The sequence below is a fragment of the Paenibacillus sp. AR247 genome (assembly GCF_002968895.1).
Classification (GTDB): domain Bacteria; phylum Bacillota; class Bacilli; order Paenibacillales; family Paenibacillaceae; genus Paenibacillus_AQ; species Paenibacillus_AQ favisporus.
In genome coordinates, this window is the sequence record NZ_PCZT01000015.1 from 95393 (window position 1) to 96805 (window position 1413).

The 1413-nt window shown below is 56.8% G+C and carries 2 protein-coding genes; both read right to left on the minus strand.

All coding sequences use genetic code 11. The features are described 5' to 3' along the window. Window positions 1-744 (minus strand): polysaccharide pyruvyl transferase CsaB (csaB, locus tag CPT76_RS40490; protein ID WP_105444850.1); only part of this gene is annotated, 744 nt, incomplete at its 3' end. Then, on the minus strand, window positions 717-1413 hold a 697-nt coding region (locus CPT76_RS25070; protein WP_258168788.1), incomplete at its 5' end, for a DUF5693 family protein. The genes csaB and CPT76_RS25070, both read right to left, overlap by 28 nt.

Below are 1413 nucleotides of genomic sequence, written 5' to 3' on the forward strand. Positions count from 1 at the left end.
GATGATTTCCTGCGATGCCTTCACATCGTCCGGCAAATGGAACGGCAGGAAGCGCAGATGCACAGCCTGCTCCTGGCACAGCTTGCTCAGCCCTTCGGCCATCGCCTGCAGCTCCCGGCGCTCCGGATCCCAATACCGGACGGAGATGCCGATCACCGGCAGCGGACGTCCAGCGTCCTGCTGCAGTGATTCCGGCTTCTTGCCGCCGGTCGTCAGGCCCATGACGGGGTCAGGCACGACCTGAACCCGGTTCCAGCCTAGCCCCATGCGTTCCAGCAGGCGTGCCGATTCTTGATCCCGAACCGATATATATTCACATTTGTTAAATACGCTTTTGATGAACGGGTGAAACAACTTCCGGTTGACGGGCCCAATCCCTTGCGAGTAAATAAAGACCGGCTTTTTCAGCCACTGGGCCAGCTTGATCACTCCGAGATAATAAGGGATCGTCTTGGAGCTGGTGGCATCCTGCAGCAGGCTGCCGCCGCCGCTGATCAGGCCTGAGCTTTCCTTCAGCGCCTGTCTCACTTCGCCCAGCTTCATCCGGTGTACCGCGTCCACGCCGTAGGTGGCCTTGGTCCACTCGGGATCGATGGAGAGAACCACCGGCCGAATCGAAACGCCGGCTGCCTTCCCCCGCTCCTCCAGAGCGGTTAAGATCGATTGGAGCACCGCCTCATCCCCGCTGTTCCGGAACCCGTAGTATCCGGAGATGACTACGGTCTTCTGAGACGTGGTACCCATCGTTTCCAACACCCTTCCAGTACTTGCCATACGCCAATGGCGATCAGGCCAAAGATAAATCCGAGACCCAGACCGAGCAGGTCACGAACGAACGAAATTTTCATCGGCGAGTGGATATGCGCGAACGTATCCACCATCGACAGCTGACCGATGACCGCAAAGATCATCAAGTAAACGACGTTGCGGTATCTAAGCGACACGAAGATGCCCAGCAGGAACAGCGCGTGCGCAACGAGCTCCTTGTTCCGGGGACGAACGTGGAACGTGTTTTCCAGAATCGTGCGTAACGTCATCTCAATCGAGCTGACGCTTCCCCCGTTGCCGGTGCGGCTCAGATAATATAAGCCTAACACACCAATGACCCCTGCTACCACTACCCAGGTCAGCGTAATCGGGGTGCGGAATAATTTACCGATTTGCTGCAGCGGTTTGCCGCCGCGGTACAGCACGACATAAATCGCGATGAGACCGATTGGGGCTAAATGCAGCAGGCTGACGCCGCGGAACTGATTCAGCACCAGGCTGTACGTAATGTTGTTCAGCAGCGCGATGACAAAAGGAATCGCACTCATCGAAATAATCGCTGTCTTGATATAAGTCACAACCGCATGAGCCAACCGGCGTCCAGACGTAAGCCCGGCGTTGGCCGCGTTCATTTCGTTCAGCTTT